The sequence below is a fragment of the Spiribacter roseus genome (assembly GCF_002813635.1).
Lineage (GTDB): Bacteria > Pseudomonadota > Gammaproteobacteria > Nitrococcales > Nitrococcaceae > Spiribacter > Spiribacter roseus.
In genome coordinates this window covers 544,514-558,758 of sequence record NZ_CP016382.1, presented here as the reverse complement: position 1 = coordinate 558,758, position 14,245 = coordinate 544,514, and the positions used below count along the sequence as shown (strand labels likewise).

Sequence of the window (14,245 nt, the reverse complement as noted above, 5' to 3'; positions counted from 1 at the left end):
CCGCCATCAGGGCTTACGAAAAACGAAAATGCCCCAGGTCAGGTCGCCGCGATGGCCCCCATCCACCCAATGCTGCAGGCCGCGCTTCATGCGTTCGATGTACGCCGTGCTCACGGCCTGGGCGATCTGCGGTTCCTCGTCTGTCAGGACCTCAAGCACCCGCCCGTAATGCGCGGCGATCATTTCGCCTCGCTGATCAAAGTTGAGTTCTTCAAGGCCGAGGGCTTCGAGCGTGTCTCGATAGAAAGCCGGTGAACCGAGCGATTCAAGGTGCAGGCGATCAAGAATGGGCTGCAGCCCCTCATTGCTGCGGTCATCCGCCTGCATCGGATCGGTGAAGATGAGGATTCCGCCGGGGCGCAGGATGCGCACCGCCTCCTCCATCACGCGGCGCCGGTCACCACTATGCAGGAACGCCTCCTGCGAGCGTACGACATCAAAACTGCCATCGGCGTAGGGCACGTCTTCGAAATTGCCACCGACAATCTCGATGCGCTCGGCGAGGCCCTGCTCGGCATTCTGGCGCCGTGCACGCGCATTTTCCCGCGCGCTGAGATTCAGGCCGACGCCCGAGCAGCCATAGTGGCGAGCAAGGTAGCGCAGCGCACCCCCATAGCCTGACCCCAGATCGATGACCCGCGTATCGGCATTGAGTCCGGGGGTCAGCTCGGCCATGACCTGATTACTGCGACGGCTTGCGGTGTCAATGGCCTCCTGCGGATGGTCGTAGAGACCGACATGGATGTCTTCGCCGCCCCATACAAGCGCATAGAAATTGTCGGCGTCCTCGCTATCGTAGTAATCATGCGCAGTCTGGACCGCGGCGCTGTAGCGTTTTTCACTCATCATCGTCTCCTGTCGCTCAGGCAGTCAGCCTGTCATTCCCCCTGCAACCATCCGCTTATCGCATGCAAGGTGCCAGTCATTACTCCGTCGCGAGCTGTCGCATTTCGCAGCGACCATGTTTTTGGACTTTGGTCCAAAACACCCGCAAAAGGAGAAGCAGTCATGCGCATTGCAACACTTATTCCTCTTTCACTGATGATCGGCGGTATCACAGCGCCTGCCCTCGCGGTTGATCGAGGCGATACTTATCTCGGCGGTGGGTTCTCAATGGTGAGTTACGAAGAGGACGGCCTGCCCGATGCTGAACCAACGGCGCTAGTCGGTCGCCTCGGCTATGGTGTCACAGACAACATCGCCATCGAGGGGCGGCTCGGGTTCGGATTGAATAGCGACGACGTTACTGTCAGTGGGACGGACCTGGATCTGGATGTCGACCAGTTAGCCGGCGTGTACGGAGTTGCCCATCTCCCCCTTGCATCGCGCTTCTCGCTATACGGCCTCGCCGGTTTTACCTACGGTGAGATCTCAGCCTCGGTGGACAGCACTGACCTCAGTGTCGACAGTGACGACACCGACTTTTCGTATGGCATCGGCGCAGAGTTCGGCGCAACGGAAACCATCAGTGGTTACATCGAATGGGCGCAATACTTTGACGAGTCCGACTACGAGGTAACGGGCATTACCGTCGGGGCCAACTATTACTTTTGACGGCTCTGCGGGCCTCGGAGTGGCGCAGTCATGCGCTGCGTCACTCCACCCGTTGATGGCTCAGGCCAGGGACAGCTCAATCGCCACCACGATCGCGAGCGCCAGCCCAGCCGGCCATGCCCGGCGTAGAAACACCCCGAAGAGCGTCAGCGGCACCAGCACCGTCAGCGCAGCCAGAATATGGGGCAGCGACGCGGCACCACTCGCCGCCATGCTCCAGACCCGCACCCCGCCAAGCAGACCCAGCAGTACCCCCAGCCAAAGACTGCGATCGGCGATCATCGCTCCCCCATTAGTGTCGGCCCCCGCGCCCGCGGGCCAGTCCGGTGTCGCGCTGTATCCACATAGCGTTAATCCTATCGTACCAGGGGATTACTTGTGCCCCTGTGCCTGTGCATAGGCGGTTACCCCATAATCAGGTAGGCTTCGCAACGGTTCAGACGATGCCCGATCCTGAGACAACCACGAGGCAGATATGGAAGGCACCCTGGCGCTGGCGGCGGACAACCTCACCTCGCCGATCATTCTTTTCTTTGTGCTCGGCGTCGCGGCGGCTTTCGCGCGATCGGACCTGTCCATCCCCGAGGCCATCGCCAAGGGCCTGTCGGTCTATCTGCTGTTTGCGATCGGCTTCAAGGGCGGCGCGAGCGTCGCCAATCACGGTGTCGATGCCACGCTGGTTCTCTCGCTGGTCGCCGGGATCATCCTGTCGTTCGTCCTCCCGCTGGTGGCGTTCGGCCTGTTGCGGGTGATGTCGCGACTCTCGGTCACCGACGCCGCGGCCGTCGCCGGGCATTACGGCTCGATCTCGATCGTGACCTTCGTCGCGGCCACCTCGGTGGCGGAGTCGGCGGGGCTCTCGCCCGAGGGCTACATGGTGGCGGTTGCCGCGGTGATGGAGGCGCCGGCCATTCTATCGGCGCTGTGGATCATCGCCCGCTCCGGCCAGCAGTCCGGAGAAATGGAGCAGGGGCTGGTCCGTGAAATCCTGCTCAATGGCTCCATTGTCCTGCTGGTGGGATCGTTTCTGATCGGCGGGATCACCGGCGACGAGGGCATGGCGATGATCGCCCCGTTCATCGAGGAACCCTTCCAGGGCATGCTCTGCCTATTCCTGCTCGACATGGGACTGGTGGCCGGACGCGGCCTGCGCGAGGCGAAGTCGGTCCTGACGGCGGGGCTGTTCGCCTTCGGGGTGGTCATGCCGCTGATCGGCTCGCTGTTCGGACTGGCGGCCGGCCTAGCGCTGGGGCTGAGCACTGGCGGCGTCCTGCTGTTCATGACCCTCGCCGCGTCGGCCTCCTACATCGCCGTGCCGGCCGCGATGCGCGTGGCGCTGCCCGAGGCCAATCCCTCGATCTACCTGACTCTGTCGTTGGGTGTAACCTTTCCGTTCAACCTAACGCTGGGGATACCGATCTATCTGGCCCTGTCACAGACCCTGACCGGAGGCTGATGCCATGCAGACTCACAAGGCAAAACGCGTCGAAATCATCATCGAGTCGATCATGGAGGACCGCCTGAGCGCGGCGCTCATCAAGGCAGGCGTCACCGGATTCAGTGTGCTGCCCGTCCTTGGTGGCTCGGGCCGGTCCGGGCACTGGAGCGGCGAGGGACAGGTCAGCCGGGCGGGGGGCATGGTCAACGTGGTCTGCATCGTCCGCCCCGAGCGGGTCGACTCGCTGCTTGATGCCGCCTTTGAGGTGGTGGATCGCCATATTGGCGTGGTCAGTGTCGCCGACTGCGAGGTCCTCCGCGCCGAGCGCTTCTGAACGCCGCTACTTCAGCCGTCTGCTGACTGACACACAGCTCGCCGGGCGGCGGCCGGCTCAAGCCCCTCGCCGGACGGCAGCACGGCATCCGGATCGGCGATGAACCGGCGGATGTCCGCAAGCACGGCCGCAGCGCCGGTATAGCGGGTGAGCATGTGATAACCCTCGGGGTAGAGGGCGGCGCGCCAGGGCGCGTCGTCGGGCAGGGCCCGGAGCAGCGCGCAGACCGCCGCCGGGGGAATGACCTCATCCGCGGTGCCGTACTGAATAAGTGTGGCGGGGCCATTGAACCCGGAGGCGCCGCGGAGCGCCTGATCCATGAGATCACTGACGCCGGCAATCGCCTCAAGCGTTGGTGCGCCAATCCACCGCGGATCGGCCTCAAGTGCCTGCAGCACGGCTTGATCGTCGCTCGGCTCAATGCCGATCCATTCGTTGCTGACCCGCAGCTCCGGCGCCATCCTTTCGGCGGCCCACAGGGCGAACCGCTGATAGCCGGGCATGGCCGAACGGCCCCAGAAGGCCGGCCCGACCAACACGGCCGCTTCCGGCTGGAGCGACGGCGCATCGTCCAGCGCGAGTGTCGCTACGGCCGCGCCCATGCTCAACCCCATCACGACGATGGGGGTGTCGGGGTAGCGGCGCTGGAGTGATCCCAACGCCCAGCGTGCGTCGCTGACCAGCGCGCCGGTGCCGGGCCAGTCACCGCGTGACCCGGTCGCGCCAAAGCCGCGCTGGTCATAGGCGTACACGGCAATGCCCTCTGGCACGAGCGCTGCGGCGGTGGCCACAAAAGCACCCGCATGATCGTTGAATCCATGCAGCCCGAGCACCACCGCCTCGGGTGATTCCCCGGCCTCGGGCGCCGGGCCCCAGCGTCTCAGCGGCAGCGCGGTATCATCCGGCGTGACCAGACGATGCGGCGTGGCCTCGTGCACGCTGAATGATTCCGTGGGCGGCTCGGAGGATTGGCGCAGCGCGTCGGGGGCGAGGCGCAGCCCCGGCTCAGACGCCGTCACGGCCGTGGTGAGCGCGAGGCCCATCATCGCCGCCAGACAACCTGGGCGTGTATCGTGCTTCACGAAGGCTCCCTGTGCCGGATGACGGGTCACCATGATAAACGCAGTCACCACTGGAGGTGTCCATTGCTCGCAATGATCCATCGCAGCACCCGACGCATTCTCATGCTGAGCGCCGTGGCCATCGCGCTGGCCGGCTGCCGGGCGGATGAGGTTGAACTGACCGTCAACAGCACTCAGCTGCGCTCGGCGCTCGCGGGCAACGAGGTCGTGGCCGAGTTCCAGGCCGTTTTCACCCATGACCGCCCGTTGAATACCCGCCAGAGCGCGCAGGTCGACGATGTCTGGAGCGTACTGGATGAGTACATGGACATCTCGGATTTCTCACGCGAGAACGTCGATGGCGGGCTGAAAGTGACGATTGAGGGCGAGATCCCGGTGCGGACCTCACGCACGGCGCGTGATGCCTATTACCTCTCGCTGACCGAGTCGCGCACGTTCAACGGGCTCCATCGGGTCACTCTGCAGGCCGGCGAGCAGTTTGAGGCGATGCGTGAGGCGCTCGCCGCGGTGAATTTCGAGCTGGATATGGCGCAATACCACCCCACCGTCATGACGGTCACCGGACGCTCATCCCGGCTCATCGCTCCGTCGGCGGCCGTGGCCGACGAGGCGCATCTGGTCTACGAAGACCGGCTCGATGGGCCGGTGAGCTTCCGCCAGGCCGGCGAGGGCTTTGACCAGACCGGCCCGGGGTTTTTCATCCGCCTCGATGGGTGAGCGGAGATTGCCTTCTCTGTGACTTCGTCACTCGGATCGCCTGAGCTGTCCGTTATCATATTTGCAATAGTTCCAAACTGATAACGCGATCCTCAGGATGACGCCCATGGCTATGGAAGTCTCGCTACTCACCGTGTTCATCGCCGCGCTGATCACCGCGATCACCACCGGGATCGGCGCCTTTCCCCTCGCTTTCGCGCACCGGGTCGGCGATCGCTGGCTGGCGATTGGTGCGGCCTTGGCCGCGGGGCTCATGCTCGCGGCCAGTCACAGTCTGGTCTCCGAGGGCAACACCCTGGACGCCTGGCGCACCCTGATCGGCATCGGCAGTGGCCTGGTGCTGGTGGTGTTGGCCGATCGCTGGGTGGATCAGCATGACACCCCGGACATTGGCGATCTGCAGGGCGCCAATGCCCGCAAGGCGCTGATGATCGTCGGCATCATGACCATCCATTCCTTCGCCGAGGGAATCGGCGTGGGCGTGGCCTATGGTGGCGGTGAGGAGCTGGGCGTGTTCATCACCACGGCCATCGCCATTCACAACATCCCCGAGGGGCTTGCCATCGCCCTGGTCCTGGTGCCGCGGGGCGTATCGGTGTGGAAGGCGGCCGGCTGGTCGGTGTTCTCAAGCCTGCCGCAGCCACTGATGGCCATTCCCGCCTATCTGTTCGTGTCGGTGTTCGAGCCGTTCCTGCCCATTGGCCTGGGACTGGCGGCCGGGGCGATGATCTGGATGGTCTTTGCCGAGATGATCCCGGATGCCAACAAGGGACTGACCGCCTCGGGCGTCGGTATCGTCATCGTGCTGGCCTTCATGGGGATGTTCGCCTTCCAGACGCTCATCCCGCATTGATTGCAGCCTGTGCGCAGGATCTGCAGACTATGCCGGTTGGGACTGAGTAAGGTGCCCTGCGGGCACTGACGAGACAGAAAAAACGAACGTCTGACTGGAGGAGATTGGCCATGAACCTGGCGCTGATCGTTCTCATGGCGCTGTTGCCGCTGGTGACCGTCGCCGTTTTCCTGGTGATGCTGCGCTGGCCGGCCAAGTACGCCATGCCACTGGCCTATGCCGTCGCGGTGGCCGTGGCCCTTGGCTTCTGGGGAACCGATCTGAATATCGTGGCCGGTGCATCGGTCAACGGGGTCGTCACCGCCCTCAACATCCTTTTTATCGTCTTTGGCGCCATTCTGTTGCTCTACACGCTCCGCGAGAGCGGCGCGATCAGCGTGATACAGAAGGGTTTCCAGGACATCTCGCCCGACCGGCGCGTCCAGGCCATCATCGTTGCCTGGCTGTTCGGCGCGCTGATCGAGGGCGCCTCGGGGTTCGGTACACCCGCCGCCATCGCCGCGCCGCTGCTTGTCGCCCTCGGGTTTCCCGCCATGGCGGCGGTGGTCTCGGCGATGATCATCCAGTCGACGCCGGTCTCCTTCGGCGCCATCGGCACGCCGATCATCGTCGGGGTCAACGCCGGGCTGTCCGACCAGTCGGTGACCGATCGCATGGTCGAGGCGGCCGGCATCCCCTATGCCCAGTACCTTGACCAGATCGGCATGCAGGTCGCGCTGCTCCACGCGCTGGTGGGGGTTTTCATCCCGCTGATCATGGTGGGCATGCTCACGCGCTTTTTCGGCGCCAATCGCTCGTTCGTCGAAGGCCTGCGCGCCTGGAAATTCGCCCTGTTCGCGGGCGTCGTGTTTGTGGTGCCCTACTACGCCGTCGCCGCCCTGCTGGGTCCGGAGTTCCCGGCACTGATCGGCGGGTTGATCGGGCTTGGCATCGTCATCCCGGCGGCGCGTCGTGGCTGGTTTCTGCCGAAGGACACCTTCGAGTTCGAGCCCCGCGAACACTGGCAGCCCGAGTGGATCAGCTCGCTGCAGGATGCGACGCAGCCCACGCGTGACGAAAATCAGCCGCTCTCGCAGCTGCAGGCGTGGATGCCCTACATCATCGTTGCCGGTCTGCTGGTCATCACCCGTGTGATTCCGCCGGTCACCGATGCGCTGCGCGCCGATGCCGTGACCCTGGCGATCCCCAACGTCTTCGGCTCGGGCATTACCGCCGCCTCGCAGCCGTTGTATCTGCCGGGCTTCGTGCTGCTGGTCACCTCGCTGATCACCTATTTTCTCCACAAGATGTGGACCCATGGCGATTATGGCCGCGCCTGGAAGACCGCCGGCCGGACCATCGTGTCGGCCGGCTCGGCACTGATCTTTGCGGTGCCCATGGTGCAGGTGTTCATCAACTCCGCGCCGGACGGCCACGACACGGTGGGTGCCATTCAGTCGGCACTGGCCAGCGGCATCCCCATGGGCACCCTCGATCAGGTGGCGAGCATGCCCGAGATGCTTGCCCAGGGCGTCGCTGCGCTGACCGGCCAGCTGTGGCCCCTGTTCGCTCCCACGGTGGGCGGACTGGGTGCTTTCCTGGCGGGCAGTAACACCATCAGCAACATGATGTTCTCGTTCTTCCAGATCTCCACGGCCGAGCAGATCGGTCTGGGTTCGTTCGGCGCCTCGATGGTCGTCTCGCTCCAGGCGGTCGGCGGCGCGGGTGGCAACATGGTGACCGTGCACAACGTGGTCGCGGCGTCCGCCACCGTGGGCCTGCTGGGTCGGGAAGGCGATGTCATCCGCAAGACCCTGATCCCCATGGCCTATTACATGATCGCCGCGGGTCTGCTGGGAATGGCGATCATCACCGGTGGCACGAACTTCTGGTACGCCGGATGGCTCGGTTTTCTGGGGGTTGTGCTGGCATTCATGCTCACCAATCGCGGAGGCCGATGACGTGGCGGTTATCACCTGCATTGACGATCTGAAGCGCATCTACCGGCGCCGGGTGCCGAAGATGTTCTACGACTACTGCGAGACCGGCAGCTGGTCGGAGCAGACGTTCGAGGAGAACACCAGCGACTTCCGGTCGATCTATTTCCGTCAGCGGGTGGCCATCGACATGACCCGGCGCACCACCGAAAGCCAGATGCTTGGCGAGACCGTGAGCATGCCGGTGGCACTGGCCCCGGTGGGCCTGACCGGCATGCAGCACGCGGACGGCGAAATCCTCGCCGCCAAGGCGGCCGAGGACTTCGGCGTGCCCTTCACGCTCTCGACGCTGTCCATCTGCTCGATCGAGGATGTGGCGGCGGAAACCACCCGGCCTTTCTGGTTCCAGGTCTACACACTGTCCGATGATGACTTCATGCGCCGGCTCATGGAGCGGGCCCGGGCGGCGAACTGCTCGGCCATCGTCATCACGCTGGACCTGCAGGTGCAGGGCCAGCGCCATAAGGACCTGAAAAACGGGCTGAGCGCTCCGCCCAAGCTCACCATCAAGTCCATCGCCAACCTCGCCACCAAGGTGTCGTGGGGGCTGGAGATGCTGGGCGCCCGGCGGCGCACCTTCGGCAATGTGGTCGGTCATGCCCAGGGCGTCACCGATTCCAGCTCGCTGTCCTCCTGGACCGCCGAGGCGTTCGATCACTCCCTCGACTGGGATCGGGTCAAACAGCTCATGGACATGTGGGGTGGCAAGGTGGTGCTCAAGGGCATCATGAACCGCGAGGATGCCGAACGCGCCGCCGAACTGGGGGCCGATGCCATCGTCGTATCCAACCACGGCGGACGCCAGCTCGATGGGGCACTCAGCAGTATTCGGGTGCTGCCGGACATCATCACCGCGGTGGGTGATCGCATGGAGGTGTACTTCGACTCAGGCATCCGCTCGGGCCAGGATATTCTCAAGGCCCTGGCGCTGGGGGCGGACGGGGTCATGATCGGCCGGGCCTGGGTGTACGGCCTGGGCGCCATGGGCCAGGAGGGGGTCACCCGATCCCTCGAGGTGCTGCACAAGGAGCTTGATACGACCATGGCGCTGTGTGGCCATCGCGATATCAATGCCGTCGACCGCAACATCCTGCATGTGCCCGAGGACTTTGCCGGACGCTGGGCCGACTGAACGCGGCCGGGAGGACAGATCCATGAGCCAGACCCAGGCAATGATCGAGCGCCTGACGGCGATCGCCGGCGCCGAACACGTACTGACCGACGAGGCGGCGACGCGGCCTTACCGCACAGGCTACCGCTCGGGCAGCGGTGAGGTGGTGGCGGTGGTGCATCCGGGCTCACTGGTTGAGCTCTGGCACTGCACCCAGGCGGCGGTCGAGGCCGGCGCGGTGATCGTGCCGCAGGCGGCCAACACCGGCCTGACCGAGGGCTCGACCCCCAAGGACCACTACGACCGCCCGGCCGTTGCCATCAACGCGATGCGCATCAAAGGCCTGCAGCTGCTCGGCGACGCCGAGCAGGCCATCGCCCTGCCCGGGGCCACCCTGTTCGAGCTCACCCAGACCCTCGCGCCGTACGGGCGTGAGCCGCATTCGGTGATCGGCTCGACGTCGCTGGGCGCCACCGTGGTGGGCGGTGTCTGCAACAACTCCGGAGGCGCACTCTGCCGGCGTGGGCCCGCCTACACCGAGCTCGCCGTCTATGCCCGGGTCAACGCGCACGGTGAGCTTGAGCTGATCAACGAGCTGGGGGTGGCACTCGGTGACACCCCCGAAACCATCCTCGATCGCCTCGAGCGCGGTGATTACCGGCCCGAGGACGTGGACTGGCACGCCGGCAAGGCCAGCGACGATGGCTATCCCGAGATCATCCGCGGGGCCGATGAACCCGGCGCGGCACGATTCAATAACGACCCGCGCCTGCTCTACGGGGCATCCGGCAGCGCCGGCAAGGTCATGGTGTTCGCCGTGCGCATGGACACCTTCGAGCAGGAGTCGGACGTGCGCACCTACTACATCGGCAGCAACGATACCGCGCAGCTCGCACAGTTCCGCGCGCGGTTCCTGCGCGAGGCGAGCAAACTGCCGATCACCGCCGAGTACCTGCACCGCGAGCTGTTCGACGTGGCGCGGCGCTACGGCAAGGACAGCTTTCTGATCATCAAGAAACTCGGCACGGCGCGGCTACCCAGGGCGTTCGCCCTCAAAAACCGCATCGACCGGCTGTTCCGCCCGCTGCCGCTGCTCCCCGACCCGATCACTGATCACGTCCTCCAGCGCCTCTCGCGGCTGCTGCCGGATCCGCTACCGGCGCGGGTGGTGGAGTGGCGCGACCGCTTCGAGCATCACCTGATCCTGCGGGTGAACGGTGACATGGTCGAGGAGACCGAGGGGTTTCTTGACGAGTGCTTCCCCGAGGCGTGGTTCCGCTGCACCGCGGACGAGGCCGAGCGGGCGATGCTGCATCGCTTTGCGGCGGCCGGAGCGGGCGTGCGCTACCAGACCATCCATCACGACGAGGTCGAGGACATCCTGGCGCTGGACATCGCCCTCGCGCGCAACGATCGGGACTGGTTTGAGGAACTGCCCGAATCGATCAGCCGCGACCTGGTGCACCGGCTCTACTACGGGCATTTCTTCTGCAACGTGTTCCACCAGGACTATGTATTCCGCAAGGGCGCCGATGTGGCGGCCCACAAGGCGAAAATGCTCGAGATCCTCGATGCGCGGGGCGCGGAATACCCGGCGGAGCACAATGTCGGGCATCTGTATCCGGCCAAGCCACCGCTGGCCGCGTTCTACCGCCGTCTCGACCCGACCAACACTTTCAACCCCGGGGTCGGCAAGCTGCCCCGCGATCCTTACTACGGCCGCCCCGCCGAGGGCTGATTACGCCCCGGCGGGCTCGGCATCAAGGCCAAGGTCGAGGATCGGCGCACTGTGGGTCAGCGCACCCACCGAGATGATATCGACACCACTGGCCGCCACCGCGGCCACCGTGTCGCGGCTGACACGGCCCGACGCCTCGGTGACGGCGCGGCCATCGACCCGCCGCACGGCCGCCGCCAGCGTGGCCGGGTCCATATTATCCAGCAGCACCGCATCCGCCCCGCCGGCGAGCGCCTCATCGAGCTGATCCAGGGTGTCGACCTCGATCTCGATTTTCACCAGATGCCCTGCCGCCGCGCGGGCCCGCGCCAGTGCCGGTGCAATCCCCCCGGCCACGGCGATGTGGTTGTCCTTGATGAGCATTGCATCATCGAGCCCAAAGCGGTGATTGACCCCACCGCCGGCGCGCACGGCCTGCTTTTCCAGTGACCGCAGGCCCGGCGTGGTCTTGCGGGTGCAGGCGATGCGGGCGGGCCAGTCCGCCACCGCGTCGACCAGCGCTGCGGTGGCGGTGGCGATCCCACTGAGATGACAGAGCAGGTTGAGGGCGACACGCTCCGCCGCGAGGATCGCGTGGGCCGGACCGTCCACCGACAGCACGGTTGTGCCGGCTTCGACCCGCGCCCCGTCGGGCTGTGCCACGGCGACGTTCACCGCCCCGTCCACCAGGTTGAAGGCCATTGCCGCCGCCTCCGCTCCGGCGATTCGCCCGGCCTCGCGACTGCGCACGACCCCCTCCATGGGGGTATCGGCGGGGATGACCGCATTGCTGGTGATGTCCCCCGCCCGGCCCAGATCCTCGGCAAGCGCCGCCCGGATCAGCGGTTCAAGGCCGGGTTGTGTCAGTGCCACACGACTCATCGGACCGGCCCGCCTGCCGCTACCAGCGGCTCGCAGGTCGCCGGCGGCTGCGGGCACAGCGCGGCGAGCGTCAGCGCCTGCCGTGTTGGCGGCGGCGACTGCGTGTCGGCAAAGTCCCGGCGCAGGTGCCCGCCCCGGCTCTCGCAGCGCCGCTGCGCCGCCGTTGCGACGAAAAGCGCGGTCAGCGCATGGTCGCGCTGCGGATCGTCGCGATCAAACGCCACGGCCGAGAGGGCATCGATTGCCTGCGCCAGCCCGTCGTTATCCCGGACCACACCTACCGAGCGGCTCATCAGCGCCCGGATCCACGGTGCGACCCGTGACGCGGTAGGGACCGTCGCGGTGGGCGGCGTCGGTCCATCGCCGGCATCCACCACTGAGCGGACGGGCGATGCGGCAATGTCTTCGGCAATCCAACGCGCGAACACCAGCCCCTCGAGCAGGGAATTGCTGGCCAGGCGATTGGCGCCGTGGAGCCCGGTGCAGGCCACTTCGCCGCAGGCCCAGAGGCCGGGCAGGTCACTCCGTCCCCGGTCATCAACCACGATGCCGCCCATGTGGTAATGGGCCGCCGGCCGGATCGGAATCAACTGGGTGGCCGGATCGATGCCGGCCGCGCGGCAGGCGGCATGCACCGATGGATAGCGCTCGGCGAAGGCGCTGCCAATCGCGCGGCGCCCGTCCAGGTAGACCCGATCGCCCGCCGCCAACGCCGCATGGATCCGCCGGGCGATCACATCGCGCGCCGCCAGATCACCGCCCGGCGTATCGGCCATCAACCGCCCGCCAGCGCCATTGACCAGGGTCGCGCCCTCGCCGCGAAGCGCTTCGGTGGCAAGCGGCATGGGATCGCGCCCCACGGCCATGGCTGTGGGATGAAACTGAACAAACTCGGCATCCGTGACGCCCGCGCCGGCGCGGGCCGCCATCGCAATGCCCGCGCCCACGGCGCCCAGGGGGTTGGTGGTCTCGGCGTAGAGCCCACTCAGCCCGCCGGTGGCCAGCACCACGGCGCGGCCCGGCAATGCCCCCTCCGCCAGTCGTACGCCATGGACGCCGCCGGCGTCGGCCAGCAGGCCGTTGACCGGCGTATTCTCGGACACGGTAATGGACGGCGTGGAACGGACCTGCTGGATCAGCGCGTTGAGGATCGCCACACCACTGCCGTCGCCGCCGACATGCACGACGCGGCGCCGGCGATGCGCGCCCTCCAGGCCCAGCGCCCAATCGCCCTGGGGGGTGCGATCAAAGCGCGCGCCCCACTGCTCGAGCTGCGCGAGACACTCGGGTGCGGCCGCCGTGACCGCCCGGGCAACCACCGGATCCACCAGCCCGACGCCGGCGGCCTCGGTATCTGCCTGATGCAGGGCCGGGGCATCGTCATGGCCCAGCGCGGCGGCAATGCCGCCCTGCGCCCAGGCCGTGGCGGTGTTCTCGCGCAGGGCACCGGCGGTCAGTACCCGCACCGGCAGCGGTGCAAGCCGTAGCGCCGTCGCCAGCCCGGCGATCCCCGCCCCCACGACAATCACTGGGGGTGACGTGGCCGCAACCCGACTCACTGGACCGCCAGCATCCGTGTGACCGCCTGACGGGCGCGATCCGCCACGCCGGGGTCAATCTCGACGCGCGGGGCAAGCTGCTCCAGCGCCTGGCGGATCTTTGGCAGGGTAATGCGCTTCATGTGCGGACACAGGTTGCAGGGCCGCACGAATTCCACCTCGGGCACTTCGGCCGCCACGTTATCGCTCATCGAGCACTCGGTGACCATCAACACCCGTCGCGGCTGGCGGGTTTTGACCGCGTGGATCATCTGCGCGGTCGAGCCCACCTGGTCGGCGGCGTCGAGCACATCCGGCGGGCACTCGGGATGGGCGATGACCATCAGGTCATCGTGGGCCTGGCGGTAGGCGCGGATCTCGTCGCCGGTGAACCGCTCGTGCACCTCGCAGTGGCCCTGCCAGGCAATGATCTGGACATCGGTCTGCAGCGCGACATAGTGGGCAAGGTACTCATCCGGCAGAAAGATCACCCGGTCGACGCCGAGTGACTCCACCACGGCCACGGCGTTGCCCGAGGTCACGCAGATATCCGATTCCGCCTTCACCGCCGCGGAGGTGTTCACGTAGGTGACCACCGGCACCCCGGGATGGCGTTCGCGCAGTGCCCGCACATCGGCGGCGGTGATCGATTCGGCCAACGAACAGCCCGCCGCCAGATCCGGAATCAGCACGGTCTTCTCGGGGCAGAGCAGCTTCGAGGTCTCCGCCATGAAGTGCACCCCGGCCTGGACGATGACATCGGCATCGGTCTCGGCCGCCCGGCGCGCCAGCGCCAGGGAATCGCCGACAATATCCGCGACGCCGTGGAAGATCTCGGGGGTCTGATAGTTGTGGGCCAGAATGACGGCGTTGCGTTCAGCCTTGAGGCGGTGAATGGCATCGATGTCGGGCTCCAGCGCGGGCCATTCGATGGGCGGAATCACGTCCTTCAAACGCTGCTCGGCCGCGGCCGTCTGCTCCATTACCTCTGCCATGAACCGCTCCTTATGCTCGATCTGAGCATTATTGGCGTCAACAAAATC

At 66.1% G+C, this 14,245-nt stretch carries 14 protein-coding genes; 8 read left to right on the top strand and 6 right to left on the bottom strand.

Going from position 1 to position 14,245, the window contains the following annotated elements:
• Positions 1-6 precede the first annotated feature (6 nt).
• Entirely contained in the window at positions 7-846 is an 840-nt protein-coding gene (locus tag BBH56_RS02820) for a methyltransferase domain-containing protein (protein ID WP_148121852.1), read from the bottom strand.
• A 162-nt stretch (positions 847-1,008) separates the two neighbouring features.
• On the opposite strand from BBH56_RS02820, the gene BBH56_RS02815 reads away from it, so the two are divergent.
• A complete protein-coding gene (locus tag BBH56_RS02815) occupies positions 1,009-1,554 on the top strand; it encodes a porin family protein (RefSeq protein ID WP_157809060.1) in 546 nt (181 codons plus the stop codon).
• A 60-nt stretch (positions 1,555-1,614) separates the two neighbouring features.
• Here the strand turns inward: BBH56_RS02815 and BBH56_RS02810 are convergent, their stop codons facing one another.
• Complete coding sequence (locus BBH56_RS02810; RefSeq protein ID WP_069134302.1) at positions 1,615-1,836, bottom strand: hypothetical protein; 222 nt, start codon at positions 1,834-1,836, stop codon at positions 1,615-1,617.
• A 193-nt stretch (positions 1,837-2,029) separates the two neighbouring features.
• On the opposite strand from BBH56_RS02810, the gene BBH56_RS02805 reads away from it, so the two are divergent.
• Together BBH56_RS02805 and BBH56_RS02800 are read left to right on the top strand one after the other, a co-directional pair.
• Positions 2,030-3,010 (top strand): sodium-dependent bicarbonate transport family permease, encoded by a 981-nt coding sequence (locus tag BBH56_RS02805; protein WP_148121850.1) that lies wholly within the window; start codon positions 2,030-2,032, stop codon positions 3,008-3,010.
• Between the two features lie 4 nt (positions 3,011-3,014).
• Entirely contained in the window at positions 3,015-3,326 is a 312-nt protein-coding gene (locus BBH56_RS02800; protein WP_069134304.1) for a P-II family nitrogen regulator, read from the top strand.
• Positions 3,327-3,337: 11 nt separating this feature from the next.
• Here the strand turns inward: BBH56_RS02800 and BBH56_RS02795 are convergent, their stop codons facing one another.
• A complete protein-coding gene (locus tag BBH56_RS02795; RefSeq protein ID WP_318262583.1) occupies positions 3,338-4,408 on the bottom strand; it encodes an alpha/beta fold hydrolase in 1,071 nt (356 codons plus the stop codon).
• A gap of 63 nt (positions 4,409-4,471) precedes the next feature.
• Here BBH56_RS02795 and BBH56_RS02790 point away from each other — a divergent pair, with 63 nt between their 5' ends.
• The 5 genes from BBH56_RS02790 (at position 4,472) to dld (ending at position 10,803) form a co-directional block, all read left to right on the top strand.
• Positions 4,472-5,125, top strand: coding sequence for a hypothetical protein (locus BBH56_RS02790; RefSeq protein WP_157809059.1), 654 nt, complete (start codon positions 4,472-4,474; stop codon positions 5,123-5,125).
• A 106-nt stretch (positions 5,126-5,231) separates the two neighbouring features.
• Positions 5,232-5,978, top strand: coding sequence for a ZIP family metal transporter (locus tag BBH56_RS02785; protein WP_148122719.1), 747 nt, complete (start codon positions 5,232-5,234; stop codon positions 5,976-5,978).
• 110 nt (positions 5,979-6,088) lie between these two features.
• Positions 6,089-7,918 (top strand): L-lactate permease, encoded by a 1,830-nt coding sequence (locus tag BBH56_RS02780; protein WP_148121848.1) that lies wholly within the window; start codon positions 6,089-6,091, stop codon positions 7,916-7,918.
• A gap of 1 nt (position 7,919) precedes the next feature.
• Entirely contained in the window at positions 7,920-9,086 is a 1,167-nt protein-coding gene (locus tag BBH56_RS02775; RefSeq protein ID WP_148121847.1) for an alpha-hydroxy acid oxidase, read from the top strand.
• 22 nt (positions 9,087-9,108) lie between these two features.
• Entirely contained in the window at positions 9,109-10,803 is a 1,695-nt protein-coding gene (gene dld, locus BBH56_RS02770) for a D-lactate dehydrogenase (RefSeq protein WP_148121846.1), read from the top strand.
• On the opposite strand, the gene nadC is transcribed toward dld, so the two are convergent.
• Genes nadC through nadA form a run of 3 tightly spaced genes read right to left on the bottom strand, consistent with a single transcriptional unit; the run spans position 10,804 to position 14,197 of the window.
• Positions 10,804-11,664 (bottom strand): carboxylating nicotinate-nucleotide diphosphorylase, encoded by an 861-nt coding sequence (gene nadC / locus BBH56_RS02765; protein ID WP_148121845.1) that lies wholly within the window; start codon positions 11,662-11,664, stop codon positions 10,804-10,806.
• The gene (locus BBH56_RS02760) at positions 11,661-13,223 is read right to left on the bottom strand and encodes an L-aspartate oxidase (RefSeq protein WP_198515240.1); all 1,563 of its coding nucleotides are present in this window, start codon (positions 13,221-13,223) and stop codon (positions 11,661-11,663) included. Before BBH56_RS02760 ends, nadC begins: the two co-directional genes overlap by 4 nt.
• Positions 13,220-14,197: a quinolinate synthase NadA gene (nadA, locus tag BBH56_RS02755; RefSeq protein WP_144347624.1), complete on the bottom strand. Its 978-nt coding sequence runs from the start codon at positions 14,195-14,197 to the stop codon at positions 13,220-13,222. Before nadA ends, BBH56_RS02760 begins: the two co-directional genes overlap by 4 nt.
• Between the last annotated feature and the right edge of the window lie 48 nt (positions 14,198-14,245).

What these genes read in the sequence shown, in the direction of transcription:
- BBH56_RS02810 (WP_069134302.1), bottom strand. Translation starts at nt 1,836, where the DNA reads ATGATCGCCGATCGCAGTCTTTGGCTGGGGGTACTGCTGGGTCTGCTT.
- nadC (WP_148121845.1), bottom strand. Translation starts at nt 11,664, where the DNA reads ATGAGTCGTGTGGCACTGACACAACCCGGCCTTGAACCGCTGATCCGG.
- BBH56_RS02820 (WP_148121852.1), bottom strand. Translation starts at nt 846, where the DNA reads ATGAGTGAAAAACGCTACAGCGCCGCGGTCCAGACTGCGCATGATTAC.
- nadA (WP_144347624.1), bottom strand. Translation starts at nt 14,197, where the DNA reads ATGGCAGAGGTAATGGAGCAGACGGCCGCGGCCGAGCAGCGTTTGAAG.
- dld (WP_148121846.1), top strand. Translation starts at nt 9,109, where the DNA reads ATGAGCCAGACCCAGGCAATGATCGAGCGCCTGACGGCGATCGCCGGC.
- BBH56_RS02780 (WP_148121848.1), top strand. Translation starts at nt 6,089, where the DNA reads ATGAACCTGGCGCTGATCGTTCTCATGGCGCTGTTGCCGCTGGTGACC.
- BBH56_RS02815 (WP_157809060.1), top strand. Translation starts at nt 1,009, where the DNA reads ATGCGCATTGCAACACTTATTCCTCTTTCACTGATGATCGGCGGTATC.
- BBH56_RS02805 (WP_148121850.1), top strand. Translation starts at nt 2,030, where the DNA reads ATGGAAGGCACCCTGGCGCTGGCGGCGGACAACCTCACCTCGCCGATC.
- BBH56_RS02800 (WP_069134304.1), top strand. Translation starts at nt 3,015, where the DNA reads ATGCAGACTCACAAGGCAAAACGCGTCGAAATCATCATCGAGTCGATC.
- BBH56_RS02785 (WP_148122719.1), top strand. Translation starts at nt 5,232, where the DNA reads ATGGCTATGGAAGTCTCGCTACTCACCGTGTTCATCGCCGCGCTGATC.